The 25,214-nt window shown below is 67.7% G+C and carries 25 protein-coding genes; 19 read left to right on the top strand and 6 right to left on the bottom strand.

What is annotated here, in order from left to right; translation table 11 throughout:
* Positions 1-1,082: 1,082 nt before the first annotated feature.
* From NBG84_RS37630 to NBG84_RS37610, 5 genes are all read left to right on the top strand, one after another.
* Positions 1,083-2,234: a protein-L-isoaspartate O-methyltransferase family protein gene (locus NBG84_RS37630; protein ID WP_250924219.1), complete on the top strand. Its 1,152-nt coding sequence runs from the start codon at positions 1,083-1,085 to the stop codon at positions 2,232-2,234.
* A gap of 545 nt (positions 2,235-2,779) precedes the next feature.
* Positions 2,780-3,343, top strand: coding sequence for an MvdC/MvdD family ATP grasp protein (locus tag NBG84_RS37625; protein ID WP_250924218.1), 564 nt, complete (start codon positions 2,780-2,782; stop codon positions 3,341-3,343).
* 2 nt (positions 3,344-3,345) lie between these two features.
* Positions 3,346-4,365 (top strand): methyltransferase domain-containing protein, encoded by a 1,020-nt coding sequence (locus tag NBG84_RS37620; RefSeq protein WP_250924217.1) that lies wholly within the window; start codon positions 3,346-3,348, stop codon positions 4,363-4,365.
* Entirely contained in the window at positions 4,346-4,543 is a 198-nt protein-coding gene (locus NBG84_RS37615; protein WP_250924216.1) for a hypothetical protein, read from the top strand. The genes NBG84_RS37620 and NBG84_RS37615 overlap by 20 nt, the downstream gene beginning before the upstream one ends.
* Positions 4,544-4,875: 332 nt before the next feature.
* Positions 4,876-5,331 carry a hypothetical protein gene (locus tag NBG84_RS37610; protein WP_250924215.1) on the top strand — a complete coding sequence of 152 codons (456 nt, stop codon included), beginning with the start codon at positions 4,876-4,878 and terminating at the stop codon, positions 5,329-5,331.
* Positions 5,332-6,025: 694 nt separating this feature from the next.
* Here the strand turns inward: NBG84_RS37610 and NBG84_RS37605 are convergent.
* A complete protein-coding gene (locus NBG84_RS37605) occupies positions 6,026-6,388 on the bottom strand; it encodes a hypothetical protein (protein WP_250924214.1) in 363 nt (120 codons plus the stop codon).
* A 152-nt stretch (positions 6,389-6,540) separates the two neighbouring features.
* Here NBG84_RS37605 and NBG84_RS37600 point away from each other — a divergent pair, with 152 nt between their 5' ends.
* The 3 genes from NBG84_RS37600 to NBG84_RS37590 all read left to right on the top strand — a co-directional run bounded on the left by NBG84_RS37600 (position 6,541) and on the right by NBG84_RS37590 (position 8,868).
* Positions 6,541-7,794 carry an IS110 family transposase gene (locus NBG84_RS37600; RefSeq protein WP_250924230.1) on the top strand — a complete coding sequence of 418 codons (1,254 nt, stop codon included), beginning with the start codon at positions 6,541-6,543 and terminating at the stop codon, positions 7,792-7,794.
* A gap of 95 nt (positions 7,795-7,889) precedes the next feature.
* Positions 7,890-8,651, top strand: a complete 762-nt coding sequence (locus tag NBG84_RS37595) for a YqaJ viral recombinase family protein (protein ID WP_250924213.1) — start codon at positions 7,890-7,892, stop codon at positions 8,649-8,651.
* Positions 8,620-8,868 carry a hypothetical protein gene (locus tag NBG84_RS37590; protein WP_250924212.1) on the top strand — a complete coding sequence of 83 codons (249 nt, stop codon included), beginning with the start codon at positions 8,620-8,622 and terminating at the stop codon, positions 8,866-8,868. The genes NBG84_RS37595 and NBG84_RS37590 overlap by 32 nt, the downstream gene beginning before the upstream one ends.
* 126 nt (positions 8,869-8,994) lie before the next feature.
* Here the strand turns inward: NBG84_RS37590 and NBG84_RS37585 are convergent, their stop codons facing one another.
* Positions 8,995-9,912 (bottom strand): hypothetical protein, encoded by a 918-nt coding sequence (locus NBG84_RS37585; protein ID WP_250924211.1) that lies wholly within the window; start codon positions 9,910-9,912, stop codon positions 8,995-8,997.
* Between the two features lie 115 nt (positions 9,913-10,027).
* On the opposite strand from NBG84_RS37585, the gene NBG84_RS37580 reads away from it, so the two are divergent.
* The 11 genes from NBG84_RS37580 (at position 10,028) to NBG84_RS37535 (ending at position 19,595) form a co-directional block, all read left to right on the top strand.
* A complete protein-coding gene (locus NBG84_RS37580; protein ID WP_250924210.1) occupies positions 10,028-10,333 on the top strand; it encodes a hypothetical protein in 306 nt (101 codons plus the stop codon).
* Positions 10,334-11,114: 781 nt separating this feature from the next.
* Positions 11,115-11,876, top strand: coding sequence for an Rv1352/Rv1906c domain-containing protein (locus tag NBG84_RS37575; RefSeq protein ID WP_250924209.1), 762 nt, complete (start codon positions 11,115-11,117; stop codon positions 11,874-11,876).
* 314 nt (positions 11,877-12,190) lie between these two features.
* Entirely contained in the window at positions 12,191-12,361 is a 171-nt protein-coding gene (locus NBG84_RS37570) for a hypothetical protein (RefSeq protein WP_250924208.1), read from the top strand.
* A gap of 1,248 nt (positions 12,362-13,609) precedes the next feature.
* Positions 13,610-13,795 carry a hypothetical protein gene (locus NBG84_RS37565; protein WP_250924207.1) on the top strand — a complete coding sequence of 62 codons (186 nt, stop codon included), beginning with the start codon at positions 13,610-13,612 and terminating at the stop codon, positions 13,793-13,795.
* A complete protein-coding gene (locus NBG84_RS37560; RefSeq protein ID WP_250924206.1) occupies positions 13,792-14,361 on the top strand; it encodes an RNA polymerase sigma factor in 570 nt (189 codons plus the stop codon). The genes NBG84_RS37565 and NBG84_RS37560 overlap by 4 nt, the downstream gene beginning before the upstream one ends.
* Positions 14,361-15,065 (top strand): hypothetical protein, encoded by a 705-nt coding sequence (locus NBG84_RS37555; protein ID WP_250924205.1) that lies wholly within the window; start codon positions 14,361-14,363, stop codon positions 15,063-15,065. Before NBG84_RS37560 ends, NBG84_RS37555 begins: the two co-directional genes overlap by 1 nt.
* 271 nt (positions 15,066-15,336) lie before the next feature.
* Positions 15,337-15,546 carry a hypothetical protein gene (locus tag NBG84_RS37550; RefSeq protein ID WP_250924204.1) on the top strand — a complete coding sequence of 70 codons (210 nt, stop codon included), beginning with the start codon at positions 15,337-15,339 and terminating at the stop codon, positions 15,544-15,546.
* A 67-nt stretch (positions 15,547-15,613) separates the two neighbouring features.
* Positions 15,614-15,892, top strand: a complete 279-nt coding sequence (locus NBG84_RS41725; protein ID WP_425608771.1) for an Lrp/AsnC ligand binding domain-containing protein — start codon at positions 15,614-15,616, stop codon at positions 15,890-15,892.
* A 651-nt stretch (positions 15,893-16,543) separates the two neighbouring features.
* Entirely contained in the window at positions 16,544-17,077 is a 534-nt protein-coding gene (locus tag NBG84_RS37545; protein ID WP_250924203.1) for a hypothetical protein, read from the top strand.
* Between the two features lie 691 nt (positions 17,078-17,768).
* Positions 17,769-18,419, top strand: coding sequence for a YwqG family protein (locus NBG84_RS37540; RefSeq protein WP_250924202.1), 651 nt, complete (start codon positions 17,769-17,771; stop codon positions 18,417-18,419).
* A gap of 198 nt (positions 18,420-18,617) precedes the next feature.
* Positions 18,618-19,595: an ATP-dependent DNA ligase gene (locus NBG84_RS37535; RefSeq protein ID WP_250924201.1), complete on the top strand. Its 978-nt coding sequence runs from the start codon at positions 18,618-18,620 to the stop codon at positions 19,593-19,595.
* 228 nt (positions 19,596-19,823) lie between these two features.
* Here the strand turns inward: NBG84_RS37535 and NBG84_RS37530 are convergent, their stop codons facing one another.
* The 4 genes from NBG84_RS37530 to NBG84_RS37515 all read right to left on the bottom strand — a co-directional run bounded on the left by NBG84_RS37530 (position 19,824) and on the right by NBG84_RS37515 (position 24,823).
* Positions 19,824-20,519, bottom strand: a complete 696-nt coding sequence (locus NBG84_RS37530; protein ID WP_250924200.1) for a hypothetical protein — start codon at positions 20,517-20,519, stop codon at positions 19,824-19,826.
* Between the two features lie 921 nt (positions 20,520-21,440).
* The gene (locus NBG84_RS37525; protein WP_250924199.1) at positions 21,441-22,025 is read right to left on the bottom strand and encodes an STAS domain-containing protein; all 585 of its coding nucleotides are present in this window, start codon (positions 22,023-22,025) and stop codon (positions 21,441-21,443) included.
* A 1,845-nt stretch (positions 22,026-23,870) separates the two neighbouring features.
* Entirely contained in the window at positions 23,871-24,083 is a 213-nt protein-coding gene (locus NBG84_RS37520; protein WP_250924198.1) for a hypothetical protein, read from the bottom strand.
* Positions 24,084-24,391: 308 nt separating this feature from the next.
* Complete coding sequence (locus NBG84_RS37515; RefSeq protein WP_250924197.1) at positions 24,392-24,823, bottom strand: hypothetical protein; 432 nt, start codon at positions 24,821-24,823, stop codon at positions 24,392-24,394.
* Between the last annotated feature and the right edge of the window lie 391 nt (positions 24,824-25,214).

Genomic DNA, 25,214 nt, shown 5'->3' with positions numbered 1-25,214 from the left:
CCCCTGATCTGCAGACTCATGGGCACAACCAGGTTGGACCAGACCGGACAACCAGGAGTGCTGGCAACGGATCTCACTGCTCAGCCCGCTCGCCGCCCCTGGATCTCAGAACTGGACGGCACCGAAAAATCCCGCCCTTCGCTAGGGCCCGACCCCCTTTTCATGGTTCTTCAGCCACGCCTCGACCGCGTCCAGCGGGAATAGCGGATGGGCGTCGGTTCCGCCCACGCGGGCGGAGAAGTCGGGGAATTGGCGGCGCCAATTACTGAGAGCGGCCCGGCCCACACCCGCCAGAAGCGTGATACCGGCGGGTGAGACGGTGCTCTGGTCCGCGGCCGTGCCTGAGGCAGGTGGTGGAGGCTGACCGGTCATGTACTACTCCGAGGTTGTGGCCTGTCGGGTTGATCGGCCGCCGGGGCCGTCGCGTACCTACTCACGGAGGCGGACTCCGACACGGGTCAGTGCCGCTCCGCGCCGGAGGGCAATCACCAGCCCAGTCGACGAGTCGTCTCAAAGACCGGCACCTGGCATCCAAATCTCCATACGACGCCGCACCGTTGACACTGCTGCCGGTCCGCCAATTCTATCGACCTCGGCATGGGCCTGGTGCCGATCCGCCGGACGATGAACGCCGAGCGGCGGATCGTTGCCGGAAGCAACGCCGCCGGGCGACAGCTCCCTCGTCGCTGGCGTCGACCGCGTTGGGGGCGCCTGCGGATAAGCGCTCACCGGTCACCGACTTCAGACCCAGGAGCCGTGCGGCTCCGGGGGTGTGAAGACAGGGCGGAGCGCCGGTCACCTGGATCCGCACTGGCCCCTGAACCCGGCCAACATGAGCCCGCAGCCGCCGAGAGCGGGACTGGATGTGGTGACAGCACACCCTCGGAACCGGCAGCATAAGAGACCGGACCGGGGCCAACTCCCGGGCGGCTCACAGAGGAAGAAGGGCAGCATGGGCAGCGGAAACGGAAGCGGACCCCAGCCTGCGGACCCGGAAGAACTGCCACAAACTCCAGGTCAGGAGCCGTCGCCGAACGGGCACAAGCCGGAGGACCCGGGCCCGCTCCCCCAGGAGTAACCCCGTGGGATACACGGACCACGTCGCACACCTGAAGCAATCCGGCATTTTGCCCGCACGCTGGGCCGAGGCGTTCATGGAACTGCCGCGCGCCGCGTTCCTTCCGGACACGCTCTGGACCCGGGACCGCGGACGCCCATGGGAGCAGGCCGAACGCGCGGCCGACCCGGAGCGCTGGCAGCAGCTAGCCGACAGCCCGGACTACTTGGTGACCCAACTCGACGACGGCCACCCGGGCGGGGCGGGGGAAATGACCTCCTCGCAGTCGGCACCGCGGGCGGTGGCGGAGATGCTGGCCGTGCTCGACCTGGAGCCGGGTATGAGGGTGTGCGAGGCCGGCACGGGCACCGGCTGGACGGCGGCCCTCATGGAGCGTCTGGCCGGGCCTGGTTCGGTGACCACCATCGAGATCGACCCACAGGTCGCTCTGACCGCGCAGACCCGTCTGCACGCCGTCGGCGCCCACCCGTACCTGGTCACCGGCGACGCCCGCGACGGGTGCCCGGACCGGGCGCCGTTCGACCGGTTCATCTCCACCGTCGCCGTCCGCCGCATCCCACCCGCGTGGATCGCCCAGACGCGCCCGGGCGGAGTCATCGTCACCCCGTTTCACACCCCGCTCGCCGGATACGGACTGCTCCGGCTCACCGTCGCCGACGACGAGCGTAGCGCGTCTGGTGCGTTCGTCGGCCGGGTCGCGTTCATGTGGCTGCGCGCCGAACGGCCCGGCCCCTGGCCCGACCCCGTGGAGGTTCCCCGGGCCGGGTCCTCGGCGATCGACCCGGCGCTCGTCGCCCAGGACATCGGCGCCCGCTTCGCGGTCGGACTGCGCCTGCCCGATGTGGCCCACCGCTGGAGCTTCGACGCCGGCGAGCGCCACGAAACGCTCCGCGTCAGGGTCTGGGACGACCACGGATCGAGGGCGGTCGCGTTCTGCAACGGCCCACGGACGGTGTACGAGGCGGGGCCCCGGGACCTGTGGCAGGAAATCGAGGACGCCCACACCTGGTGGACGGAGATGGGCCAACCCGACTGTGAGGACTTCCGGCTCGCCGCCGATACCGACGGCGCCCACCGCGCCTGGACCACAGGGGACCCGGACGGCTCCTGGAGTCTGACCACCCCGGTCACGCGCCCGGATCCGGTAGCGGCGTGACCGGCGGCACCGCCGTCGTAGGGCGGACCAACGGCGAACTCGACAACAACGGCTCCATCGCGGAATCCCTGGCTTCCTTGACGATTCGTTCACCGGCACACGCGGCTGGCTGGTCCAAGGCCCGGAACGGTAGAGGCCGTGAACCACTTGTGGCCGCCAACTTCCCGGCCACTGACCTCAAGCACCCTGCCCAAGGCGACTGCCACGGGTGCCCAACGCGAGGGCCATCGTCGGCACCCCAGGCATGCACGACCCCTTTCCTTCGGCTGCCGAGGTTGCGGCCTCGTGCAACGTGCGAAGGGAACACAAGGCCGCCAGCAGCCGACCTGCGGGCAACGGCTGTCACGCCGACCGTAGAGCGAGTGAGATGCCACAGCGCGTTGGTACGACCGAATGGCGTAACTGGACCTATCCACGGGCCAGCTCTATAGGACTTCCATACACGCGAGCAGGGGCCCACCTCACCGGTGAGGCCAGCAACGGCACCCCGCCGTCGGCGTCAATGGGGGAGACAGCTGCGCGCCGTCACGTCAGCGTCAAGGGCTGTGGAACTCGGCCTGGTAGTTCCGCCGACGTTGGTCACCAACGATGTCGCGCGGGCGCGCGCCTTCGCGGCCAAGCACGGGCAGGTGGTCTACAAGCCCTTCCGGGGCCTGCCTGTCTCGGACGACGGGCAGGCCGGCGCGATCTTCGCCCAGCGGATCGACCCGGAATCGCTGGACGAGTCCGTCGCCCTGATGGCGCACCTGTTCCAGGCCGAGGTGCCGAAGACGGCGGACGCTCGGATCACGGTGGTGGGGCGGCGCGTCTTCGCCCAGCGGATCCGCACCCCCGACGGGGTCCTGGACTGGCGGCGCGGCGACTGGGGCGAGCTGGACCACCAGCCACTCACCGTTCCCGCGGCGCTCGCCGAGAACCTGGTCACGTACCTGGAAGCCTTCGGGCTCGTCTTCGGCTGCTTCGACTTCGCTCTGCGGGAGGACCTTCGCCAGGACGCGCCGGAGCGGTTCACGTTCATCGAGTGCAACGCCAATGGGCAGTGGGGGTGGCTGCCGGACTCGACCGACATCGCTGTGGCCTTCGCCCGCCTCCTGATGGAAGGACCCTGATCATGACCAGCGCAGGCGAAACCGAGTACGAGCAGCGCGCGGAGCGGCTTCGGAGCGAGCTGACCGCTGCTGTGGTGCGCGATGAGCGGGCCGACGGGTGGCGGACGGCTGTGGAGGCGGTCCGCCGGGACCGGTTCACCCCCGGGTTCTACCTACCCACCGAGAAGCCCTCACCACGGGGGCTCACCTGGTGGGAGCCGGTCACCGCGGAGCTGGACCCCGAGCGGTGGCTCACCGCGACCTACACCAACCAGACCCTCGTCACCCAGTTCGACGGCGATGAGCCGGACTGGGACAAGCCCGAGCCCCGCGATGGTGGTAACCCCACCTCGTCGTCCACGCTGCCGTCCCTGGTTGTGCGGATGTGGGAGGACGCGGACCTGGCCGAGGGCCATGACATCCTGGAGATCGGTACGGGCACCGGCTACTCCACCGCGCTGGCATGCGAACGATATGGGTCCGACCGGATCACCAGCCTGGAAGTCGACAATCATCGACTCGAACAGGCGGCCACCACCTTGTACGGCCTTGGCTACGCACCCGATCTCGCGGTCGCGGACGGCTTGTACGGCTACTGGCCGTCGGCCCCGTTCGACCGGATCGTCGCCGCCTGCTCCGTCCGTACCGTCCCCCGGGTGTGGATCGCGCAGACCCGGCCCGGGGGGGGGAAGATCCTTACGACCCTCGGCGGCTGGCAGTTCGGCTTCGGCCGCGCCCTGCTCACCGTCCACGACGACGGTACCGCCAGCGGGCCGCTCCTGCCGGGCAGTGTGTCCTTCATGCTCGCCCGCCCTCACCAGGCCCCCGGCTTCGGGAACCCCACCCACTGGCTCTCGCTCCTGGCCGACACACATCCGACCACCACCGGTCACACCATCGACTGGCGCAACGGCAACGGAGAAGGCGTTCTTCACACGCTTCCTGGTCCAGTCGACCCTGCCGACCAGCCAGATCACCACGGTCGACGGTACGCCCTGCCTGATCGACATCGCCACCGGCTCGGTGGCCGCGCTCACCCCTGAAGGCGATCAGCTGGGCGTGCGGCAGGCCGGTCCGGTCGGCCTCTGGGACCGCGCCGCCGAAGTCCTCGACGCACACGCGGCGGCGGGCTGCCCCGGACCGGAGGCGTTCCGCCTCACCATCGACGCGGCCGGGCAGCACCTGCAGCATCCGGCGATGCCCACCCTCTCGCTCGAGTGATCACGACTGGCCAGCATATGGCGTGGTACTCAGGGTCACAATGGAGCGCTCTGCGGTGTGGCAGGCGGTGAACCAGCGCTCGCCGGGCTCGGTGAGGGCCTTGGGGGACTTCACCGAATGACGGGACTTCCGTCAGCCCGCGCAGGTTCCGAATAGAGATGTCGCTGTCCGAACCTCTCGTTGTCGACATGTCACCTGCGCGGCAAACCCGCAGGTCAACTGTCCGGTACATCTTTCGGCACCTCCAGTCGGGCCCTCTTGGCCGAGTATCCCGACAAGTTCGCTGGACGATTCCACCGACAAGCCTCCCGCCTGCAGCCAGATGGGAACCGGTGTTGATTCAGCCACCTCGGGAGGCGGAAACACGCCAATGCGATGATCGGGAGCATGTTCGCCAAGCTCCGCCGCAAGGGCCGCTCCGCCGCCGCTCCCACCCCGTCCGCAGCGCCCTGCATGCGGCCGGGGTCGACCTGAACACCCTCGGCCCCGAGCCCGGGTGGTTCGCCGCGGCCCGGGCCGGACGGACGGTGCCCCTCATCGACGCGGACTGGGCCGAGCTGGTCGCCCACCTGGGCAGCGCCACGACCGCCAGCGTCACCTCCGATGAGGCGTGCGGCCGGGCGGTCGCCCGGATCGAGGCGGTCACCGTTCTCCGCGAGGGCATGACCGTGCAGACCTGCGGAAAACTCCCCTCCGCGGACGCCCTGCGTGCGGTCCGGCAGGCCGTCCGCGAGGCCCAGCTCACCCACGCCAAGCAACAGCCCGGCCGACTTCCCGAAGCCCACTGACCCCGCGCGCACCCGGGCGGGCCCGACTGCTCGGGCCGGGGTAAGGCGCTACAAGGGTGCGGGACACGGCTGGTGGGGGTGGGGACCGGACGGAGTGTGCGCCGACTTCCGGGCCCCTGGAGGTGTACAGCCGTAGGTGGACGGTCTGTGCGCGCCCTGGCCAACGAGCACGAGCCCACGAGGACACGGACCGCCGGAGCACTGCGCCAAAGGGATAGGGTACGACCCGCCGCATCCCGGGGCGGCAAGGCACAGCTGTCCAGCGAGGAGAACGCCACCAGGGGCACGACGGAGGTTGGTGCCGCCGTGCGGTCCGGGCCCATGCTCGTCCTCGCGAAGTGGGACGCGATCGCACAGGGCAAGAAGCCCGCCACCGCGGGCACCGACCACCGGTTCGAGGTCACGGACCCGAGCAGGAGACTGCCATTCCTGGGTGATGCCCGTGGCGACGCCCACGGTGGACGGGACAGAGCCATCGTCAACTGCCGCAGGACCGCCCCGTGCGGAAGCGACCCCTGCCCGGGGCCGGCGCCGGACCGCGTGTCCCCCTTCCCTGCAGCCAGGCAGGAACTCTTGCTCAGGCGCCCCCCGCACCGTGGGCGCCGTCGCTGATGGTGCGGGCGTGCCTGTGGCCGGTTTTGCGCGGAGGGACGGCCCCGACTGCGGAGACCCGGGGTCAGGCCGGGCGCGCCGGTCACTTCGGGGCGCCGTTCTCCGGCGTGGGCACCAGTGCCGGTTCCGGAGGGAGGGGAAAGTGCCGGTGGGGAGCAGCTGGCCATAGGCGGGTCCGCAGGACGATCTCCAGGTGGAGGACGGTGCGGGCGTCCGGCGCGCCGGTGCCGTTCAGGATGCGCATGACGGTGGGGTGTGTGCACCGGGCTTTGTCGGCGGCGGCGCGCGCGCTGAGGCTGTGGTCGGCGAGCGCTTGTTCGAGGCGTTGGGCGAGGTGCTGGCCGAGGTGCGCGGTGGGGGGCGCGTCCGGGGTGAGTCGGCCGGTGGGCCATTCACCTTCGGCGAGGAAGGTGATGGGGGGTGGGTCTGATCTGTTTTTGCGCACGCTGGGGCCGTCCCGTAGTCAAGATCCGCAGTTGACCGGTAGCCCATTGTCCGAGACGGCACGGGCTCGGACGAGCACCACCCCGCGAGTGGTACGTTTATTTACCAGCCGGTGGGGTGTCAGAGGGTTGCTTGGGGGCGGGCGTGGCGACGATGTTCGCCGGGGTGGACTGGGCCGATCGATGGCTGGACTGCGGGATCGTCCGCCGGGACGGCCGTCGGCTCGGGCATGTGCGGATCGTCTACGCGGAGACCGAGGACCCGGTCGCGGACTACCTCGCTTTCCTGCGAAAGCACAACCGCACCAGGTGGAGAACGATCCCCACCGGGATCGAGGACCCGAATCTGCTCTTCGTCGAGGCGCTGGCCGACCGGGGCATGCCGGTCGTCCACATCGACGCCACGCTGGCCGCCCGGGCGCGCAAGGCGAGCACTCTGGACAGCATCAAGTCCGACCGGGCCGACGCCTATCTGCTGGCTGACATGCTCCGTTCCGGGAACGACTCACTCCCCCGGATCGTGCTCCCCTCCCCTCACATCCGGGCTCTGAAGGTGCTGGCCCACGCCTACGGCCACGCCGTGGCCTCCCGCGCAAGCCTCCTGCACCAGCTACGGTCCGTCCTCAAGGGCTACTTCCCCGCCGCGATCAGCGCGTGGCCGAAGCTCGGCTTACGCCACCCCCAGGCCCGTGCGGTCCTCGCGGCCGCCCCGTCCCCGCGCCGGGCCGCCGCGCTGGACCGCGCCGGATACGCCCGCGCCCTGGAGGCCGGGAACCGGTGGCGGACCGTCGACGACGAAGCACACCGCCTCCGGCTGCACTTCCGGCGGCCGGCGCTGCGGACGCACCCGGAGGTGGAAGATGCCCGCGCGGCCGAGATGCTGTCGGCGCTGGGCGCGCTTACCGCGGCGTGTGAGCGGGCCGACGACCTGAAGGCCCAGCTCGGCCGGCAGTACCGGAACCACCCGTGGTCGAGGATCGTCAGCTCTTTCCCCGGGATCGGGGACGTCATCGGCGGCCAGGTCCTCGCCGAGGTCGGCGACCGGCTCGACCGCTTCACCGACGCGCGGGCGCTGTGTGCCTACGCCGGAGTGGTACCGGTGACCTGGGCGTCCGGCACCTCGACGCGGGTGTCGATGCGGCGCTCGGCGAACAAGCCGCTCCGATCCGCCTTGTTCCAGGCGGCGTTCTGCATGACCGCCCATTCCCCCGGCGCGAAGGCGTACTACGCGGCCCGCCGCGCCCGCAGCGCGGACCACCCGACCACCATCCGCAATATGGGGATCCGGATCACCCGCTCGCTCTACCACTGCCTGCAGACCGGGGTCCTCTACGACGAGGCAGCGGCCTGGCCGCAGCAGTATCCGGGGAGCGGGGTGGCCGTACCGGTCGATCTCACCGCGTCCTGAGGACGAGCCGGGGCCGCTGGTGCCGCCCGGACGACGGTCCGGGCGGTTCTTCCGCTCCCGGCGCCAGGAGCGGCCCGCGGGCGGGCGGCCGGGACATGCCCGTAAACATCCCGGGCCTTCGAGCCCCTACGCGGGAACGGCAGCCCCATATGCCGCCCGCCCGCCACCACACCGACCACATCGATGGGAACACCCGTATGGCCGCTGTTCAGCACACCCCGACCGCAGTCCTGCACAGCAACCTGTCGCCCGGGAGCCCCCAGTGGCACGCGGTGCGGCGGTCCGGGATCGCCGCGAGCGAGATCGCCGCAATCCTCGGCCTGTCGCCGTACGAGACGTGCGAAGCGCTCCTCGCCCGCAGACGCGGCGCCCCGGCTGCACCGCTCCCGCCCCGTAACGCCGGGCTCGCCGCTCTGGGACTGCGTCTGGAGCCCGAGGTCGCGGACCTGTTCGCCGGGCTGCACCCCGAGTTCACCGTGGCGGCCACCGGTATGTGGCAGAACATCCGGCGGCACTGGCAGCTCGCCTCCCCCGACCGTCTCCTGCTCTCCCCCGCCCGCCGGATCTTGGCCCTGCTGGAGATCGAGACCGACCCCACCGGCGAGGGGTGGGGCCCGGACGGCACCGCCCAGATCCCGCCCCACTGCCGGGCTCAGGTCCAGTGGCAGATGGACACGCTCTCGGTCCCGCTCGCGTACGTCGCCTTGCGGATCGGCGACGAGGAAGGGCGCCGGGAGTACCGCGAGTACCGAATCGGCCATGTGCCGCTGGAGGCCGCCGCCGCACGCGCGGAGGCCGAAGCGTTCCTCGCTCTCGTCCGGGCCGGTGGCGGCCCGGACGGCCGTCCGGGAGCGTGAACAAGCCGTGGTCGGCGGCGATGGAGACGGCGACAGCGTCACCGTGACCCTGTACGAGGGCCCGTACGACGGGCTGGAGATCGATGTCGAGCGGGACGACCCCGACCCGTGGATCGCGATCATCACCGACGGCGCCCCCGCGGGGCGCGCTCTCTACGCCCCGGGCGACGACGGCATCTGGCGCCACCGCGGGCACATCCCCTGGGGCCACCTCTGACACCCCATTAGGAAGCCACTGCTCCGGCTAGATGTGGCGGTGATCACGTGGGCACCAACCCCCCTCGGTGGTACGTTTATTTACCAGTAGGGCGGGGTTCGGAGCCCGCAGCTCCCGGCCCCCGCCCTACCACCAGCACAGGTCGGAGTACGCCCCCGCGTTCGCGGGATAGACCCCGCAGTGGCGGGGATGGTCCAGTTGAAGGGACGGATTCCGCACAGTCCGTCTCATATTCCCCGCCGTAGCGGGGGTGACCGCATCGCGGCGGGCAGGCACCTGCTCTCCGCGACAAGAAAGCCCGTGCCCGCAGGGACCGCGCCTGTGCCGGTCAGGGCCGGAGACCACCGGGGTGGTCTCCGGCCCTGACCCTTTTCCAGCCACCGGCGACCCTCGCCGCCCAGGCTCTCGTCCGCGGCAAACCTGATGGGACCTGCCGAATTGGATCGCGGGGGCTCTCGTTGCCGCACGGATCGGCTTGAAGTAGATGAGGACGAGGTGCACCCACCACGTCGGCTCGACTCCGTCCGGGATGGTGACCTGGTGCTCGTTGGCGGTGACCAGGGAGCGGAATTCGGCCGGGCGGGCGTGGACAACCGCTTCAAGGAGATGCCGCATCCGTTCGTGCGCCACGGCGCCCGACGGGAGGGTAATGCCCAGTACGGGTGCCAGCTTGGTGACCATGCCGGAATCGACCGGGATGATGCCGCAGTGGTACCCGCGGGCGGTGAGCAGTGCACACTGGGCGACCTTGTAGGGCGCCCCCCGCACCCGCGTGGCGAAGTCAAGGACCAGGGCGTCGAGATCCGCCGACTCCGCCGTGGGATCGACGCCTTCCTTCTCCCAGCTCTGGAGCAGCTCGGCGAGGGAGCGCGCGCAGTCGATCCGTGCCTGTGGAAGGCCGATGGGGCGCACCAGCGAGGCCAACTCGGCATCCGTGCTCGCGGCGAGGCCGTCAAAGCCTCGGGCGTCCGCTGCCGCGATCACCTGGGAGTAGGTTGCCACCATGCGGTAGGAGACCCTGCTGGACCAGCCGACGGCGAGCATCCGTCGAACGCGTGAAGCCGACGGCGTTACAGGTCCGGCGTGCCCACCGCTTGGTCGCCCGAGCCGCGAGCCTGCCCATGCCGTACTCGGCGATCTCACATCGGCTCGGCGTGCCGTGGGGAACCTGATCGGCCCGTTCGCGCGGACGGAGGCGCTGGCGTCCGTGGCCGCCTATCTCGCCAGGGTTCCCGTCGACATGATTGGCACGATCGTCCCACCCGGCGCTGACTCCTTCGGGCGAGTGGTCCATGCACTGGCTCTCATGCAGACTCCCCGCAACGCGCCGGATCTTGATCAATCCGGATGCTTCCTGAGCGCAGCGCTCGCCGGCGACGGCTGGTACTTCGCTCTCCCGACCCTCGCCCACATCGCCCCTGACGCGGTGAGGGCTGCTGGGGACGTAGTCGCCCGCCAACGGTGAGGTGGCCGTCACACTTCCCGCGCGAGGTTCCGTAGCCCTGCTGAATCGCCACGGTCCTCGCCAGCAGGAGCTGCTATCCCATCACTGGCTGGCGTTTCGCTAGCGTCGCTGACCTAGCGTTCCGCCTCCACTGACCACGCAGCGGAAGCCCGTACCAGGAGCACTTTCTGCGGTGACAGCTTCTCGGCGTCTCTCCCCGAGAGGGCCGAAGGCTCTCATCAGACCCTTGGGGCCTCACGTCCCCGGCTTCACCGGGACAACACGCGCCTGGGTCGCTCCCGCCTTCCCGGCGAGTTGCTCCATGCGGTGCTCAGCGCTCGGCAAGTCGTAGCTCACCACTGATGACCTCTCCTGTCCGTCTTGGACCCAGCAGACTCGGAAACTCTCCACGCGCTCTACTCCCTCGCACAGGTATGGCTCGGATCTACCCCAGTGGGAGCCCGCATCCGCGCGTGGCCGTTGGACCCCGCATGCTTCTTGACACCCTTCTGCCATCCGGCCGAATGATCACGCCCGAGGAAAGCAGCGGAGCCAAGCAGCCTTTGGGGCGGAGCGACGGCCTGGCCACTCCCGGACTTGTAGGTACGAAAACCTACCGCGCACTTCCGCACCTTGGCACCTCCGTCCGACTCCTGGGAACCCGGTGACAGCGAGTTCCCCCGGCCTCGGGCTGTTAATCCGCCAGTCAGGGAGCCGTCCCGCTTTCGGAGTACCGTGCTCCCTCACACATCCAGCGGAGAAGGAGAGTCTCTGACTCGCTGGCTGAGCCTATGGGGGGCACATGAGGAAGATCGCGATCACGTTGCTGGTAGCCCTGTCGTTGGTCGGCTGTTCCAGCGAATCGACGAACAGCGATGGTGAACCAGAGGCGAAGGTCACCGAGGAGGCGGCAGCGAGCCCGCTGGAGGAGACGGCCGAGCCATACGTGCCCCAGGCCCCGGCCCCTGTCACGGTGGAGATCACTTGCTTGGACGAGTCCTACACGTCCCACTCCTACTACTCCCCCAAGGAGGCATGGCCGACAAAGTATGACTCGTGCGAGGGCAACGCCACCGATGGGGAGCTGACGAAGCTCGAGACGAGAGCGGTCAAGGCGGCGTACGCAGACGCGGGTGACACCCGCAACCTCGGAACCCTGTACGGCTTGTGTGCCCAGAACGGACCGGAGAGCTGGAACTATCTCGATACCGCCGGGAGTCCCGAGCAGATCGCAGAGGTCAAGGGCGCACTGGTGCTGTGCCCGGACCATCCCCAGCGGAAGAAGATCGGAAAGGCCCTCGGCGGGGCAGACCGGCGCAATGAACTTGAGTCCGAAGGGAGGGCCTTCGGGGGCGGAGTCTTTCAGGTGGGCAAGGAGATCAAGCCCGGCACCTACTACACCTCCGACGTCGAAAACTGCTACTGGGAGCGGACGGACGCCAACGGCGAGGCCATCGACAACTACTTCACCAATGCGGCAAAGCGGGTACAGGTCACGATCCGACCCAGCGACTACACGTTCAACAGTGAGAGCTGCGGGCAGTGGCAGCCAGTCGGACCGTGATGCGCCCAAGGAACAGTCCCTCATGCGTGGAGGCATCCTGGGCCGACCGAGACCGCATCGGTGGCCATGGACGACTTCACCCTCTGGGGAACGATCACTTGCCACATGGGAAAGGACCTGCATTGGTGTCTTTCGGTGCTGGTCAGACCTGCTCGTGAACACCCGCAGCAAAGTGTCCAGAGCTGGCGGCGGGTGGACGGCCGACCGGATCCGCTTGTGGTCCTTCGCCTGCGCCGTGCTACTCGCCCCGGCCGCCAGTGTCGCCTGGTTCCTGTCGTTGGCGAGTGAGAGCGCCTCCCGGTGCCTCACCTACGGTGAACAGTGCCCTACCCCGCTTCCCGACATCCTCTGCCGGAATCGCCCTCCTCGTCGTTCTCCTCCTGCCCGAGCGGCTCCAGCACGGAGGCATGGTCCGGCGGACGGCGTTCGCGGCACAGGTCATCGCAGAAACGGCTGTCGTGGTAGTGATCGTGCTGCCGGGCTGAGCGTTACCGCCGGCACGGAGTGATCTGCGGACTCACCACTTTCCATCCTGCAGGATTGGATTTGCCGTTCTACAGAATGAAGCCCCCGGCGAATTGCGTCGATCCCTCAGAAGAGGGCCCGCGCCACGCCAGCGCATCAAGGGAATCCACTCTTCACTTCGAGCACCCCCATTCGCTGGGAGCGAGTCCAGCAAGGGCACGCGCGGCGGTCCCCAACCACCCACACCCTTATACACAGTGACGCCTCAGTTCTGCCGATGGCCAACAGCGGACTTCGTGCTCGCCTGAGCCTTCTCTCGATTGGCGCTTGGAACCCAAGATCGGCCGCCATCAAGAGCGCTAACCAGCGTCTGGCCTGCACCGGTCTTCAGCCAAGCCCGCGACGACAGCTTCCCGATGACACTCACCGCCCCGCTTGAAGGGAACCAGAGACCACTCAATCGAAAAGGTCAGGCCATCCCCCGCAGCGCGCGGCCGACCTGACCGTTGCTGCATGTACTCCTCACCCAGGGTTCAGACCGACGCCAGACGCCGCCACCACTCAGGTCGTGGAGGATGTCCGGGGTGGCAGACCTGTGAGGTGCCCCTGCGTGGAGGGGCTCACCGTCGGCGAGGGCCACCGAGGTGCCGGGGGAGCACGGCAGCGACGATCTTCGTCCAGCAGGCGGCCTGGGACGCATCGAGGATTCTCCGCAGCTCCCCAAGTCGGGCGAGGCGGCGGGGTTCACACCACTGGCCACACATACCCCTGCGCTCCGCTCGCTGCCCCGCTCCTTTGACGGTGATGTTGCTGCCTGGCGCCTGAGTGGGAGTCCAATGTCGCTGCTCCACAAGACCGCTAAGGCCGCGGGACGTTCGCACCATGCAGGCGACGCTTCGGGTATCCGAGGGCTTGTGCATCTGGATCTGTTGTGGCCGATGGGTACTTGTTGGTGTCGTTTTTCAACGGTCTATATGTGGGGTGATGTTTCGGCATGAAGATGAACGTTTCTTGAAACGTGATGCTGATCACATCGCAATCAGTGGTCGCAGGTCACGCGCCGTGTCTCATGCGGATGATTGCGTTCCGTCGAGAACTTGTGTCGCAGAGTTAACTCTGGATGGGGTTCGTATCGATGAGTGGGGTGAGAGCGAACGGTTCTCACTCGGCCCGCAACGACGCGACGCCGGGGGCCATTTGAAGCAAAGGAGGAGTCAGTGGGGCCTCAATGGGCCTGGTACGCGCTGGTATTGGCCAGCGTCTACCGGATGACCGCAGCGAGCCTCGCCGTCACCGCACGGCGCACGGTCCGCGTAGCCTCGCAGACTCGCGTGGAGTACCACTCCGTACTGCGTGTCACCACATTCCGCATCGCCGTACCGGCCGAGCGCCCTACCGGGCGTTGCCCCATGGCAGCGGTCACCTACCCCCCTCCGCAGGAGAAGGCACCGTGACCGACTCGACCGAACAGGAACACAGCGTCATGGAACCCGCGGAACTCCCCGTTGACTTCGAGGCCTTCTTCGCACTCCATAAGAAAGAATTCCTGCGCGTGGCCGGCTCACGGCTGCGGAACCTCCATGATGCCGACGAAGCCCTCATGGAAGCGGCCGTGGTGATGTACGAGAAATGGCCCGACATCCTCGCCCACGCGAACCCCATTGCCTGTGCCTTCTCCATCGTCAACGCCAGGGCCATCGACTTCTACCGTCAACGCATCCGCCGCGCCTCCCGCGAACTGCCCTACGACGAAATCGCCCACACCGACCGACCGACCGTGGACGATCTCCTCATCCTGCGAGGCCACGACAGCCTCGACCGGGCCCTCGCCCGCCTGGAACAGCGCGCCCCGGTCCAGGCGAACTGCGTCAGACTTCGCTACCTCGCCGACCTCTCCTTCGAGGAAGTAGCCGCTCGCCTCGGTATCACCAAAGGAGCCGCCAAGACGAACGTCCACCTCGCCGTGAAAAAGCTACAAGCCCTCATGGACCTCCCCCCTGCGGGGAAAGGGAATTCCTGATGCCGGAACACATCCTGCGCGCCCAAGCGCAGCTCCTCCACGAACAGTTCGACGATCACGACACAGACGACTTCATGCGCCGCCTCGCGGCACGGATCGCCCGCGAAACCGCCCACGCGAACCACCCGACAGCTGACGACCACACAGCACCCGCCGCCCCGCCAGCACCACCCCCGCCGGACCAAGGCACCCCACCACCTCCAAAGACCGCCTGGCCACTGAGCCTGCGCAAGCTCCGCCGCCGCCCCGCTGTGGTCACCGTCACGGACCAAAGCAGTCAGGTCGCCGTGCTCAGACGCATCCAGCATCTTTGTGATGCTGTGCTGCGCTCCGAGGACATCGGCACCCTCAAAGACTTCGCCGACGACTACGACCAGGCCGGAGCGAGAACCTTCGCCTGCCTGCTCTACCTCACCAACCGCCGAGAAAGCGCCCTCTACTGGTGGCGATTCGCCGCAGGAGCGGGAGACCCCCTCGCAGCCCACCTCCTGGCAGCCCACCACGCTGCCGTCGGCTGCGAGACCGACGCTCGGCTCTGGCGTGCCTTCGCCCGGATGCTGGGATTCACCAAACACCACCTGCCCCAACCGCTCGGGAAACAGGCCGACATCGCCGAACACGTCGCCCGCACCGTCCCCGGCAATAGCCAGCAACGCCAGTTCATGGAGTCCGACCACCTAGCCCGAGAACTCATTCACCACTGACTCCGGCTAGCCGCGGGATGGGAGCAAGGCCACAAGCCAACGCTCCCGCCCACGGAAACGGCCTGGCCTCCACCCGCGCGGTGCCTGGTCCCCCAGACCTCCCAGGTGGAGTGCCGAGAGTCCTACGAATCGAAACCCACCCCTCGAGACGTAAACAGGTAAGAGGGGAGACCGTTGCGCGGCCGTGGCTTTGGACGGCTGGCCCCGCTGAGGTCTCCCCTCCCTTTCCGTCACTGGAATCCGCCCTATCTGAGGACAGACGAGACAACCCATGACAACGACCGACGGTACCCCAACGCCGGCCAGGCATATGTCCCGAACGCTGGGCGCCCTCACCGTGGCGGCGGGCGTCCTCGCCATCACCGCAGTGGTCGCTCTCGCCTGGACCGGCCACGACCGCGCAGCCACTGCGGTGGGCGCCATCGGCGCAGCTGTCTGCACCGCTGGCGGAATTCGTGTCACGGTGAACATCCGTCGCTAGCTGTGTTCTTCTGGACCACCGAGCTCGACGCATTCTGCCGCGCCCTCGGCGACAGCCTGGGGCGGGCGTGGGAAGGCGTCTCGCGGCCCCCGATCCAGTCGATGCCCGCCTGCCCCGTTGGCTCTCGGCACGGGGTTGGACTAGGCAACACGATGCCCCAGAAGACCTGGGTCTACGGCGGGCTGCGTGGCAGGGACGAGCATCAGCCCGGGATCAAGTGAAGGCTTATGCGGGCCGTGTCGTTCGATTCCCGCGGGTACTCAGCGTGTTCTTCGTGGGTGGCCCGGACGATTTCCTCATCCATGTGGCGTGCACTTCGAGCGCGGAGCTACGCGACTTCGTGTGATGACCCGCCGCTCGCCGTCGGAACAACACCCATCCACATCAGGAGCGACTGTTCACCACGTAGTGGCTGTCCGTCGTCGCAGATCCCGAGGGACGCGATCCTCGCAACTACCTGGCGTTCCTCGGTCTCGCCGCCGCACTGTGCCGCGACAAGCGGCTGTTCTCTCTCGCCGGATAAACATGCCCCTCAGGTCACATCGGCATCCATGACTATGGACGTGCCCGTAAACGACCTTGTGAGGTCGATTTTGGCCAGCTTTTCATTTTGCAGTGCGAACAGTCCCGCGGTCCTGTTTTCTGGTCTGAACCAGTTTGCAGCATCGAGACCATTCGAGGATTGCCGAACCGGTGCACTGGGTGTACTGCATGCCACATTTTGCTGCCCCTCGCACACGAAGGGGAATGGGTAGGAGTACACCTCTCCGACTGAGGTATTAGAACGCGCCCGTCCCTGGACCGGAGCGGATGGACATCGTCACAGCTGGCACTGATACACCCTGCAGAAGAAGAGAGGTTTGATCTCCGTGTGGCACACCGCGGAAACTCGCGTTCAGAACCAGAAGGTCAGCGAAAAGGAAGAGGCGTTCGTCCCGGATAGGCGCCGCGGAGAAGCCGCTCCGACGATTGTTTCCAAGGCTCTTGAGGAAACCTCGTGAGCCGCCAGGTCAAGGCTGCCCTGACCCTTGCCCTGTCCCTCTGTCTGGCAGGATGCGACTCCTCACCCCCGAAGCAGACGGAGCATTCGCAGCAGCGGAGCACCGCCTCCAGCAGTGCCGACGCCCCCTCGCCTCCGAATACCCGTCAACTGGCAGCCGAACAGGTCCAGCACACACTCTCACCTCAGATCGAAAGCCTGGCCCGCACCTACGGCGAAGGGACGAACTCCCCGTGCAGCTCAGCTGCTGCGGAACTCTTCACCCCATCGTGCGCCGCCATGGCTGATGCAGTCGGAAAGCTCGCACAGAACGCCCTGGCCGAGATCCAGGGGAAGAGCGTCCCTTTTACAACGATGCGCAGGGTGGCCATGTCCGCGCGCAACGCTGCTGAGCAGTATCCGAAACTATCCTGCGGGACACTCCCCTCCAGCGCTTCCGTCCAAGAGGCATGTCGCAAGCACGGCGCCGTGATCGCCCAGTCCCCCGTGGATTTCCGGGACGGCGTGAACATGGGACTCGCGGGGAAATGACCACGTTCACTGGAAGACGTGCTGGCGTGTGAGGAAAGCCCCACGGAGCGGCGTACAAAGCTGTCCCGGCGTCGCCAAGCGCTGCTGCGCCGGTCGCCGGCACCATCGGCGTCGCGGGCCGCGGGGTGGGAGCTGCGGCGCCCGCATGAGCGGGGGGCTGGGCCGGCCCGGGGGATACGACTTCCGCAATATGGGCAACAGGCCGGGTCCGAAGGCCCGTCCAACCCTGGACCCCGCGCAGCGGGGGTGGTTCGTTGCTACCGGTGCGATGCGAAAGGGGGATCGTCCGCGCTACTTGGGGGCGGAGTTCTGTCGTTGGTGGCTGGGGAGTCCGCGCCGGGTCAGGTTGGAGTCCGCGAGTCACGATGCTGTTCGACTGGTCCGCCCTCAACTCGACCGCTGTCTGCGCCTGGAGTTGGGAGACAGCCCCAGAGGGCGGCGCGCGAGGTCCGCGCTGCCAAGGGGCGGAGTCGTGGTCGAAGTCTTTGCAGGATGGGCCGTCTCCGCGGTCGCCGCCCCTAGGAGGACGACTCAGCGGCCGAAGGTGCATTCGGCGACGCTTCCGGCCGGGACCGTCTGGAGCCCTGTGGGCAGCGCAGGCCGCAGACCCACCACAGGCCGGGGTATGGCACCGCTGGAGTGGACGGTATCGAAGCGCTTCCATGTCCCTGGTCGCACGTAGCCTCTCGCCATGCAGACAACTCTGATGATCTACGACGGCACCGCACCGGCTGACTCCGACGTTCCGCGTACCGGGGGCGTGCCGCTGGCTCCTGCGGGATTCACCTGGCCCATGTGCGGCTCCTGCTGCGGGAGGCCACTACAGTTCTTCGCCCATCTCCACGTCGAGTACGGCGTCCTGTCGGTGTTCGTGTGCCAGAACGACCCCGGCGCATGTGAGTTCTGGGATGCGGCTTCTGGCGCGAATCGGGTCTACCTGTTTCCCCGGGAGGGGCTCCGGCCGGTGGTCGTGCCGGAGATGGGAGTGACGCTCCTGCCTGCCACCTCGGCCATCCGCACCCACGTCGTGACGCTCGACCCCGAGGAGGATGACCACGACGAACTCGCGCCTGACCCGTACGACCTTGCCCGCTCGGGATGGAAGCGGGAACCCGAAGAACGATTCGGGAAGCAACGCGAAGTGCTCGGGTCACTCGGAGGCAGCCCTTCCTACCTCGAAGACGACCGACTCCCCTCATGTCCCTCCTGCACCGGCGCGACGGAGTTCGCGGCACATCTGGAGGAAGGGATCTCCACACAGACCGCGATGAACCTCGGCGGCCAACTCGGCTACGTCTTCGTCTGCCGCGCCTGCCGCACAGGCGCCTTCCTCACAGACTGAGCACACCACACCACACCACGGCCGTCGCACCGTCAGCCCCGGGCTCGGAGCCCAGTACCAGGCGAACAGCGTTGTCCCACTGCCACCGACAGAGCCCTGGTCTCGATATCCGGGTCTGCGAAGCTGATGAAGTCCTCGGAGCCGAGCACTTGTGTTTCTGTGCTGCGGGATCGGTGCGGATCGCGGTATGGGTGGGGGATGCGTCTGTCGCCTCCGGTCCATCCGATGCTCGCCCGCTCCGTGAACGAACTGCCCCGCGCGAGGGCGGCTGACCGAAGCGTGTTCGAGCAGAAAGTAGACGGGTACCGCGTTGTGGTGTTCGCCCGTCCGGGCGCCGGGTTCGTCCAGTCTCGCCGTGGGGCGGACTTGAGTGGAGCCTTCCCCGAGATCGCGCGAGCCGCAGCCGGGTTGGGCGTTGAGGTAGTTCTCGACGCCGAGCTGGTGGTGTTCAACCAGCAGAGACTTGACTTTCCGGCCCTTCAGCAGCGGGCGCGGCGCAGAGGAGCCTCGGCCGAGTTGGCGGCTCGGGACCAGCCGGCGCACCTGGTGATGTTCGATGTGCTGGAGCTCTCCGGCACCGTGCTGCTGGATCGGCCTCTCCACGAGCGTCGAACCGTGTTGGAAAACCTCTTTGTTGCTCGGGAGCTCGGCGCGCCGTGGGCTTTGTGCCCGCAGACCGCTGATCGGGAGGTGGCGCGGGGTTGGTTGGATCCGGCTTGGGGTGCGGTGGGGGTGGAGGGAGTGATGATCAAAAATGTGATGCAGCGCTACCTGCCGGGTGAGCGGGGGTGGTTGAAATTGCGTGCTCGGATGAGTGCGGAGGGTGTCATTGGTGGGGTGACCGGCGAGGTGGGCGCTCCGCATGCGGTCTTGCTGGGACGCTTCGATACCGGCGGTGGTCTGCGTCTGATCGCCCGCTCGACGCCGCTGTCGTCGTCTGCGGTGGTCGAGTTGGGTGCCGTGTTGCGTCCGGCGGGAGCCGAGCACCCGTGGTCCGAACGCCGTTTCGCCGCGGCGTGGGGTAGTCGCGAGCCTCTCGACTTTCAGGTTGTGGTGCCCGAGTTGGTGGCGGAGTTCGCCGCCGACACTGCGGTGGATCGCGGGCGGTACCGGCACCCGGTGCGCTACCTGCGCCTGCGTGACGACATGTCGGTGCAGGATCTGTCCGGACCGTGAAGAGGACGCTGCGGGCTTGCCTGAAAGTTCGAGCGAGAGTGTCAGTGTGGCATCGTCGTTCGGGTCAGGCGCAGGGGAATGCTCCCGACCGTCAGCGGGTCGGGAGCTTGTAGTTCGCGAATCCCGGCCCGGGCAGCTACTGCCGCTCCGGACCGGGCCCGGCGCACATCACATCCCCGTCGAATGTCCGCAGGGCTGAGGCGATCGGTGCGGCTTCGAGTGCCCTGCTCAGGCGTCGGCTGTGGCCGTTTCCGTGGCGACACCGTTGTCGGTGACGGGAGCGGGCTCGACGATTGAGTACCAGACGGCTCCCTGCCTCTTGTCCCGCTCCACCGCGCCCTTGGCCACCAGCGCGCCCAGTGCGTCCCGGACGACACCACCGGTGGGAGTGAGGTGCGGGTAAACCCGCCTTACCTCCTCCCCCACTTCCTTCACCGTCCGAGGCTCGCGATGCTCACGCAGCAGATGCAGCACCGCTGTTCGCAAGTTGGGCTTGTCGGCCTGACCATCTGCCACCGCCTTGCCACCCGCGGGCGCGCCGCTCGCGGAGTCCGCACTGACCTTTGCTTCCGTCCCTGCACGGACCGCGCCGCTCTTGGACGAGCGCCTCTTGCGGGGCCGGGGGACCGCGGTGTCGGACTGCGGCTCGGAAATAGTGTCCGCGTCAGCGCCGGTTGCCTCAGAAGCTCCTGAATCCTCGGACGTCTTCTGCTCTTCCGCGGAAGCAGGCGATGGCGACACCCGATCGCTCAGGTCCGCGAGCAGGACCTCTTCCCCCTGCAGCAGGTTCAGGCGCTCGGTCAGCACTGACACCTGATCACGGATCCGGCCCTGTTCAGCCCGGTTCCGGTCCAGATCGGCCCTGATCTGGACCGCGTACCGCTCTCTCACATCAACAGCACTGACATCCGATTGATTGGGCATTCGTCACTCGCTCTCCGTCGTGTTTGTCATGAGATCCCCAGCCAAGAGTGCTGCACCCAGAGCCTCAGGCGCGACATGCCAGGCCAGTACGGCCCCAGCCCCACGATGGGCTCTCCGCAGCCGGCGCCACGCAAAGCCTGCGGCCCGTCTGCTTCTCTCCGGGCAAGTTCCAGGGATACTCACCGCGCTGAGGGTAACGGTCAGGCGCCCCCGCTCGCTCTAGCCGTAGGGGCTCCCCCGTCTCCGCTCTATGCCGTTCGGGAACTCCCCGTGGTGGAGACACGCCCGAGGGGACTGATGTAGAGCGTCAGCACGGCCGAACCCTGGCCCAGCGCCACCCCTACGTCGCAAGGAGACCGCAACCTGTAAGCGGCCGTGTCCAGCAGCGGTCGGCACTCGTTGTCCAGGTCGGTAGGTCGACCACCAGGCGTGCCAAAGACGGGTACGCCGGCATGGTGTCCTGTAGAGCGCCCCGCAGTCGCGTACTTGGACCTGGCCCAGCGGGTGCGGGCTGCTGAGTTGATGATGGTGTCCTGACCGCACAGTGATCGTTGCGAGGGGTGCTGCGCTACGACCTGCCTGCCCGAAGGTGCGGTGATGTTCCTCGGTAGGTGTCGTTCTGGGCTGACTTCCAATGCCCGCGTTCTGGCCGTGCCACGGGTGCCGCAGCCTTTCGCGTAGGAGGAGCGGGTCTGGAGGGTTGCCGCTTCGTCTCCTGGTTGAGCTCCGCATACCCATCGGGGAGAACAGAGCTCAGGATCCGCGCGGTTGTCACGAGAGCCGGGGGGAGATTGCCGCCAAGCCCTATCTCCGCCTTGACTGTTGATGACCGGGCCGTGGTGCAGATGGTGAGTATCGCTCCGATCCGCATCCGCTCCGAAGCAATCAATACACCCAGTCTCAGAGGGTTCAGCCGAGGGCCTAGGCGAAGGTGGTGAGGAGAGAGGCCAGGACGGTGACTACGGCCAAGGCAACCATGACAGTCCGTGCTGCTGTTCGGCGCGAGGCTGCACGGCGGGTGTCCCCGAGGCGGCAGCACACCGTCTGGGATACCTCTGCGGTTTGGTCTGATGGTGGGAAGGGGGTGCCGGTCAGGTTCAGGAGGCGGGCGACGATGAGGGGTGGTCGTCCGGTCAGGGTGAAGGGGATGCCCTCGTCGGCGGCTTGATGCTGGGCGGTTCGCAAGACGGTGAGTCCGCTCCGGTCGAGGAGTGTGAGGCGGGTGAGGTCGACGGTGATGTGGGCGGGCCGGGTGGTGATGCACAGGGCAAGCACGGCTTGGGCGTCGGTGCGCGAGTCCTGATCGAGCTCTCCCGCTAGGTGCACGATCGCCTGAGTCTGCCCGTGGCCCAGGTTGGTGATGAAGCGGGTGTGATGGGAGAAGCGCGCCATCACGTCGCCCGCTTGGGCGGCCCGGGCGCTTCGCGACCGGCTGATGGAGTCCGCCGCGCACAGCCGTGCTCGATGGCAGGGGTGCGTCTGTCCCGTCTCGGTGCGCGGCGACATTCGCCGCGGACGACAGTGGTCACAGTATCTCCTGGCGAGGAGTTTCGTGGGTGCGTGGCCCCGCGGGCCCGTGAGGTGGCGTGTGCCCTGTGCGGGCTGGTCCACACCCCGGCGACCAAGGTCAGCGACGCCCCCAACAAGCCACTACTGAGCGCGGGTTGGGGCAGCCACCCGGTTCAGTGTCTCGCGGGCACGGGAACCGGGCGGACGTGGCAGACGACTATCCGGACCCGATGCCCGCGAGGAGGGACGCGGCACGCGTCACCTCTTCCAACGCCCAACCCCGCCCTGGCGTGACGGACCGGCTGACCCCATCACCCGAACGGACCCACCCGCAGCCGAGGGACCCTGCTACGGCAGACGGCGGGGCGGGCAGTTGCGGAGCGCCCAGACCTGGTGGCCCTCAGGCGCGATTCCCGTGCCGCCGTTGACAGCATGGGATCCAGGAGGCGGGGTAGGAGCGAAGACTCCGGGGCTGACGGCGCTGGGCTAGCACTCTCGGCGATGGCCGTCCGTTGGTGTCGGCCCGTGCCAGCACTTTTTCGGGTCCGTGGCCGGCGAGAGCGCTGAGCCCCAGGTGCTTGCGCATCAACGTCGGCGCCGCCCTGCCTACAGAGCTGGAGCAGTTCGTCGGCGGGCGCTCTACAGACCACGCCCCGGCGAGCCGTAAAAATGGGACTGGGACGGCGACGCTCTCTGACCCGCAACGCGGTCAGAGCGAAGCCGGCCACGTATCGGACAGCGGTCCGCGTTCCAGCTCACGCCGACGGTGCAGTCACAGGCGTCCTCGCCGTTCCCCTGTAGCTTCCCGGATGCGGTCCGCGAGCCCCAGCAGGCCATCCGGGAGGATCTGCTGATGACGAGGAATGACAGCTCGCCTCAGCGCGGGAATGACGATCGACTCATTCGAGGGCAGGGCCGTCGGCACGGGGGTGGTCTCGTGCGCGTCATCTGCTGACTCGCGCTTCGCCGGGCGGGGCGGCGGTTCTCACCGAGACGTCGAACCGCGGACCGGTGAACTTCTTGGGGTAGAGGCTGGCCTATGTGCAGTGTTCGGGCAACTGGCAAGAAGAGCGCGTGCCGTCTGGTGAGAATTCCCTGTTCAGCGGCGTGAGAATCCCCACCGAATCGAGCCTGGAGATGGCCTGTGAGTGCTGGGGTTCGGCGTCAGCGCTCCGCAGGCGTTGCAAGCTGGTGGTTGGCGGGATGCGGGGCATTTCTGCCGGTTCGCTTGAGCGGACGGACGGTGTGTTGCTGCCCTATCGGGAGAGCGGGTAGGGGCGTACCGTCAGTCTCCTGCCGCACCTAGTGTGAGATTGGCTCCGCCGTCTGAGACGGCGGAGCCAATTTTCCTGTTGTGGGGGGTTGTTCAGCGCCCGCCCCGCCGGGGCGGGCCGAGGGCAGGCGCTGATGTGCGGCCCGTTCAGTGGCCGCTGCGTCCTGCGTAGTCCCCCTGGGGCCACCTGGGGGACGGTCCAAAACACAGGACGGTGGGCGCGTGCCGGACCTGGAGGTAACGGCTGCGCCTGGGGAAAGTCTTGCACCACTGAACGGGTTTGCGCCCTGTCGTGCACGCACCATCTTACGCATTTCGGCCTTGGGGGGTGACCGTATTCCGGCCAGGGGACTACGCCGATGGCTCCGATTGCATTTTGCGTGCTCTGGCGCAACTACAAGGCCGCTGTGCCCATGGGGACGCGTGCGGCCGTTCGGCGTGTCGAGCGCGAGCGGATGTGGACCGGTGCCGTTGCTGAAGTACTCGCCCCATTCGACGACCGCCGTCGACACGCCGGGTGGAGCCCCCGTCCAGCGCAGCGCCCACAGGGCAGCATGCTGGTCGTGGCCCTACAGCGGCAGATGATTAAGGTGCCCTCGGTCCGAAGCGTGGAAGAGTAGTTCGAATACGGTGTTCCGCTCATCGGTCGCGGGGTGACGGACCGCGCCGCCGCCGATGCCGCCACCGAGTGAGTCTGCGTAGAGGGCACCCTCCGCGCTGATCAGAATGCGCGACCGAGGGAGAAACAGCGTGCGGCGCACCACGCAAGGTGCTGCGGGCATCTCGGTGGCGTCGTCTGGCAGTGGACGGCCGACGTCGGCACTCCATCCGAACAACCTCGCCGCCTCCCCGCAGGCATGGCGAACTTCCTGCAACGCGGCCCGCTCTCGGGCGCTGAGTCCAGGGGTTCGTGAGCACCGCCTGGTGCTTTCACTCTAGCGCCAGGGCTGCTGTACACGGCCTGGTCCTCGACGCGCGGCAGTGGCAGGCCTCCCGACGGCAGCGGCCACAGGACCGTTGGTGTGCGTGGAGCCCCACGACAGGAATCCTCTGCACCGCCTGCGGAACAGCACCTTGACTGCACTTGGCGTCAACGACGCCATTCCGCCCTGCCTACCCGGCAGAATGACACGGCGCCCCATACCAGCAAGACGTTCACAACCGCGTCAAGCGTGGACCAGATCAACGAGCCGAAGGGTTCTGCGATCACCTTGTCGAAATGCCCGAATGCGGCGGTGAGGGGCATGGCAACGAAAACGTACAACAGCACCGATCCAGGCAGGGACACGTACAGCACCCAGGAGTTTCTGTCCGCATCCCCTGTGATATCAGAGACTAGTCCGAAGACCATCATCAGTCCGACGTAGACGGCGGCCAGAGTCCAGGCCGCGGGGCGGGTGCAAGCCCAACTCATCATGTCTGCGCTCTCCGGTGCGGTTGGGCGCGAAGGACGGGCCCGCATCCCGGGCGCGGACCACCACGTGACTCCATTATTGAACACGTTCATAATGGAGTTGAACATGGGGCTAGAACTTGTCCAGAACGACCCTCTTCAGGTTCGCGCCCAGCTTTCCCAGTACGGCTTGGCTAGTGCTTTGTTGCTGTTGCGGTTGAGGACCGGAGCTACGCCACCTAGGCTCCGCTGCGCAGCAGGCCGCCGGTGTAGTACGCCGGGGACAGACCAGAACACCTGACCCCCTGTCACCCATACCGAACTGGGACCATGAGGCGACATCAGCCCTGTAATCAGCAGGAGCCTGCCGTGACGAGCACGCCGCCACACCCTGATCAGCACCGTCCTCCTCGCCACCTGTCTCACAGCCTGCAACCCCGGCGCCACGAGTGGCGAACCTGATAGCAAACCCAGGCGAGGAGCCGACGCGAGGGCGGAGAGCGAGTGATGACAGGCGGCC

Origin of the sequence: Streptomyces albipurpureus, from assembly GCF_023701525.1 — a bacterium.
In the GTDB taxonomy this organism is placed as follows: Bacteria; Actinomycetota; Actinomycetes; order Streptomycetales; family Streptomycetaceae; genus Streptomyces; species Streptomyces albipurpureus.
Note: the sequence above shows the minus strand (reverse complement) of the source record. Positions and strands in the feature narration are given on the sequence as shown.

What these genes read in the sequence shown, in the direction of transcription:
- NBG84_RS37620 (WP_250924217.1), top strand. Translation starts at nt 3,346, where the DNA reads ATGACCAGCGCAGGCGAAACCGAGTACGAGCAGCGCGCGGAGCGGCTT.
- NBG84_RS37600 (WP_250924230.1), top strand. Translation starts at nt 6,541, where the DNA reads ATGTTCGCCGGGGTGGACTGGGCCGATCGATGGCTGGACTGCGGGATC.
- NBG84_RS37595 (WP_250924213.1), top strand. Translation starts at nt 7,890, where the DNA reads ATGCCCGTAAACATCCCGGGCCTTCGAGCCCCTACGCGGGAACGGCAG.
- NBG84_RS37585 (WP_250924211.1), bottom strand. Translation starts at nt 9,912, where the DNA reads ATGCTCGCCGTCGGCTGGTCCAGCAGGGTCTCCTACCGCATGGTGGCA.
- NBG84_RS37575 (WP_250924209.1), top strand. Translation starts at nt 11,115, where the DNA reads ATGAGGAAGATCGCGATCACGTTGCTGGTAGCCCTGTCGTTGGTCGGC.
- NBG84_RS37565 (WP_250924207.1), top strand. Translation starts at nt 13,610, where the DNA reads ATGACCGCAGCGAGCCTCGCCGTCACCGCACGGCGCACGGTCCGCGTA.
- NBG84_RS37555 (WP_250924205.1), top strand. Translation starts at nt 14,361, where the DNA reads ATGCCGGAACACATCCTGCGCGCCCAAGCGCAGCTCCTCCACGAACAG.
- NBG84_RS37550 (WP_250924204.1), top strand. Translation starts at nt 15,337, where the DNA reads ATGACAACGACCGACGGTACCCCAACGCCGGCCAGGCATATGTCCCGA.
- NBG84_RS37540 (WP_250924202.1), top strand. Translation starts at nt 17,769, where the DNA reads ATGCAGACAACTCTGATGATCTACGACGGCACCGCACCGGCTGACTCC.
- NBG84_RS37535 (WP_250924201.1), top strand. Translation starts at nt 18,618, where the DNA reads ATGCGTCTGTCGCCTCCGGTCCATCCGATGCTCGCCCGCTCCGTGAAC.
- NBG84_RS37530 (WP_250924200.1), bottom strand. Translation starts at nt 20,519, where the DNA reads ATGCCCAATCAATCGGATGTCAGTGCTGTTGATGTGAGAGAGCGGTAC.
- NBG84_RS37525 (WP_250924199.1), bottom strand. Translation starts at nt 22,025, where the DNA reads ATGTCGCCGCGCACCGAGACGGGACAGACGCACCCCTGCCATCGAGCA.
- NBG84_RS37520 (WP_250924198.1), bottom strand. Translation starts at nt 24,083, where the DNA reads ATGCCCGCAGCACCTTGCGTGGTGCGCCGCACGCTGTTTCTCCCTCGG.
- NBG84_RS37515 (WP_250924197.1), bottom strand. Translation starts at nt 24,823, where the DNA reads ATGTTCAACTCCATTATGAACGTGTTCAATAATGGAGTCACGTGGTGG.